Source organism: Vibrio sp. 10N.222.48.A3 (assembly GCF_041475345.1).
GTDB classification, from domain to species: domain Bacteria; phylum Pseudomonadota; class Gammaproteobacteria; order Enterobacterales; family Vibrionaceae; genus Vibrio; species Vibrio tasmaniensis_A.
The window spans coordinates 1-3,288 of sequence record NZ_JBFRVX010000236.1; the positions used below are offsets into that span (position 1 = coordinate 1).

General features: G+C 45.8%; 5 protein-coding genes. 1 reads left to right on the plus strand and 4 read right to left on the minus strand.

Going from position 1 to position 3,288, the window contains the following annotated elements; all coding sequences use genetic code 11:
- The 4 genes from AB4653_RS08000 to AB4653_RS08015 all read right to left on the minus strand — a co-directional run.
- Window positions 1-807: replication initiation protein (locus AB4653_RS08000; protein WP_372103772.1), on the minus strand; the 807-nt coding region annotated here is incomplete at its 3' end.
- Entirely contained in the window at window positions 804-1,121 is a 318-nt protein-coding gene (locus AB4653_RS08005; protein ID WP_057622102.1) for a hypothetical protein, read from the minus strand. The genes AB4653_RS08005 and AB4653_RS08000, both read right to left, overlap by 4 nt.
- A 371-nt stretch (window positions 1,122-1,492) precedes the next feature.
- Window positions 1,493-2,005, minus strand: a complete 513-nt coding sequence (locus AB4653_RS08010) for a phage regulatory CII family protein (RefSeq protein ID WP_016799974.1) — start codon at window positions 2,003-2,005, stop codon at window positions 1,493-1,495.
- Window positions 2,006-2,118: 113 nt separating this feature from the next.
- Complete coding sequence (locus AB4653_RS08015; protein WP_029203682.1) at window positions 2,119-2,331, minus strand: hypothetical protein; 213 nt, start codon at window positions 2,329-2,331, stop codon at window positions 2,119-2,121.
- 91 nt (window positions 2,332-2,422) lie between these two features.
- On the opposite strand from AB4653_RS08015, the gene AB4653_RS08020 reads away from it, so the two are divergent.
- Window positions 2,423-3,049, plus strand: a complete 627-nt coding sequence (locus tag AB4653_RS08020; RefSeq protein WP_102257504.1) for a phage repressor protein CI — start codon at window positions 2,423-2,425, stop codon at window positions 3,047-3,049.
- The last annotated feature ends 239 nt before the right edge of the window (window positions 3,050-3,288 follow it).

A 3,288-nucleotide genomic window follows, 5' to 3' on the forward strand; every position in this document is an offset into this window, starting at 1 on the left:
CATCACACCTCGCTGGCAATCTGACCGAGCACAATATTTATCCCAGGTCCAACGAGAGACGCTTTTTACCACCGCTAATACCTCACTGCATGGCAAAGACGGCTTACCCACCAAATTGGCATTATTGACATGTGCAAAGCTCTCTACACGGCATTTAAAATTCGTATAGCTGCCCTTTTCCCTTTCTTCGTCGACGATGTCATAAGCGAACCGGCGGGTACGTTCAAACAAAGTACAATTCCGGGAATAAGAAACGTCACGCTCTTGACGAAGCCACGGCCGCGTACTCTCCAGTTCCAGCGAATCCGCTAACTCGTTAAGTTCATAGACACTGCGGTGAAGTTCGGTTGTTTGCCACCAAGGATGAAAGGGCGTTTTGGCAACAGGCCCTGAATAACTCAAGTCCGCCTCCAGTCGCAAGGCTAACGCGCGATAAATGGCTTTGAGGTACTGAATGGGTTTGGAGCGAGCCTGATCGCTGGTACAGACAGGTACAATGGCATAAAAAAGGTGGGCTTTATTACTGGTACGGTTTCGGACAATCATATTGGGGGGCGGCAACCCTTCATCTTGCCAAATGTAGGGATTGGGGAAAGCTCGGTGTTCATGATCAATATCGAAAACCATCCACGCCTGCATCTCTTTTCGATTGACCTGCATATACGGCCATCTGACGGCGTAGTTTCGAGGTCGAATTAGCATCGCGGTTTTGTTGTCACTGCACCTCGACAAATAAGGCGCTTCCTCAAGCAGCCGGCTCAAACACGACATAGACGAAGACGCAGCGTATTCAGAATGAGCCGTCATCGGCTCGCCCTCACCGTCCCTAGTCCACGTTGACTTCCAGACTCGCTCTGGATAAACACCCTTTCCAAGGCCTCGTACGTTACGACCGAGTTGACGCTCTTAGTGGCGCCCAATAAGCCTGTCGAACCTGATGAATCCTTTCCATTCAGGCGTTCAATTGCTAAGTGTTCGTCATTTCCCCTCACCCCACTTTTCACATGACAGCGGAATGCATCACGCCATTGGTCTTCGCTCACTACCGCTAGATAGAAGACCGCTTCTTGGCTTGTTTGAAGCACCTTACCGCCTATGACCGCCCACTCATGATTATTCATCACGTTTTCCTTGGCTAACAGGCTCTCCTTTGGGAGCAGCCAATGACGTTACTCAGGCTAAGGACAACGCGTTAAAGCCAACGCTGTCTGATTCTTTGCATTCGCTTTTCAAGACCGAATAAACGAATTCGCAGCCGTACTTGTTCAAACACCCGATTCGAATGCCTTAATTGATACGTTAACCTCATCCACTCAACCAATAATGGCGAAAGTTGACGGTCACATAACTCGCGTCGGATGCGCCTGATATAGCGAAGGCCTCTTCGCTTATCTTCCTCTGTTAATCCATGACCAGACCTTTCAGAAGATGGCTTATGATCCGGAGCAATGAGCATCACCCCTCCGAATGAATACTTGAAACTGATATACCACTAGCGCCCACCTTTCCGCCCTATCGCTTTGAGCAGACCAACACCTTGATTCAGTTTTTCCAAACTATTGAGGAGCAAAACCTGACCGCTGATATTCGCGTGTACGGTCTGAACAATCTCATATTTCTGTGCCCGAGTAAGCCTAGGCTTTCCTGCATACTCCAAAGCCATTCGAGACAACTCCCCCGAATGGGTCGAGCTCTCTAGTGCGCACAAAACAAAGGCATCATCGGTAGTGTTGGGCGGTATATAAGCGGTGACCACCCCAAGTCCAAGAAGTAAGCTGTTTACAATAATGTGATTACCGCTCACTTTGGCGAGAGTGATGGCTTCAACACAACTCAGGACATGAGGCTGATCAGGATTAAGTTTATTCCGCAGCATGGTCGGACTCATCCCTATGACCTCTGCCAGCCTAGCCATATTCTCTGACCTAGCGAACACGCAACACGCCTCATTAAAGGCCCCTTGTTTTGTGCGAGAAAATTCGCCTATTGAGTCAATTCCGTTCATAACCAATACTCAATTGAAGAAAGACGAGATGACAACGAAACTCCAACCAAGAATGTTAGCCCCAACGGACAAAGCTCTTTGGTCGAAGTTATGAAAGATAAACGCATGGCTATTTACCCCATTCTCTCCAACGTTTCACGCGTTGCCATTTCTAGCAACATGACCATATTGATGAGAGGGGTTTCTTTACCTTTTGCTTTAGTTTTAATAGGTAAGCGACCATCAGCTACCCAATCCATGATGGTGCGTTTCGGCATTCCGGAGAACTGAGAGTATTGGTCGTACGTCATGAAAGGCGTATTTAGGACTACTTGATATGAGAGCATAGTGATATCCTATTCTGTTATTGAATGTTTAATTTCGGAATGACGAGTTGCACCCCACCATTTCGGACTCAATTGCGATTATTGATCACATATGAATAACAAGCAACTTAAAATAGACCAAATATCGTATTTGGGAGGTAGAGATATTATCAAGAAGTTGATAGATATCACGAATTCAGACCGCCAACAGGACGTAGCAGACGTATTTGGCATCCCAAAATCAACAATCGCGACTTGGCGACAGAGAAACCTTACTCCCTTTGAAATTGCAGTAAGGACTCATTTGAGCACTGGAGTCTCACTTGAATGGTTACTTCTAGATAAAGGCGAACCGTACCCTAAAACACCAACCCAAAAGCATATTAATAAGAAGAACGAATCGAAAACTCTTTTCGATATCGACTGTTTCTCTATTGACGACGGTAAATTGGTTGGGAAAGGGATACTTGCATTCGATAAAGCTCTTCTAGACGAGTTAGGTGTAAGTAATGTAATAGCAATCAAAGATGGAACTACTACGTTCCTTATAAATAAAGAATCTCACCATGCAGTAAGCGGTACATACCTAGTTGATATGGACGGCCTACTCTCGCTAAACGACATCCAGCGCTTACCAGGCAAAAAACTAGCAATCAGCTTTAACGGTTCGACTCTAACCGTCGAAGAAGATGAAGTAAGGGTTGTAGGTAGAGTTGCGTTAGTGATGGAAAAGCGTTAACTGTTGCACTCATCTGTTTGAGAGCACTGCAGTTAATTTGATTAATAGCGTCACCGATACTTAACGAGCCTATTATCACCCTACCCTCGTGAGAAGTTGCACTTGCAAACTAAAAAAGGCTGCCTTATGGCAGCCTTCTTCTTTGGCTCAATGTTGATCGTTGTGCAATCTCTAAGTAGTCCTGAAACATTTTTAGACAAAAACGATTTAGACCTATAGCCCTAAATCGTTTATACAAG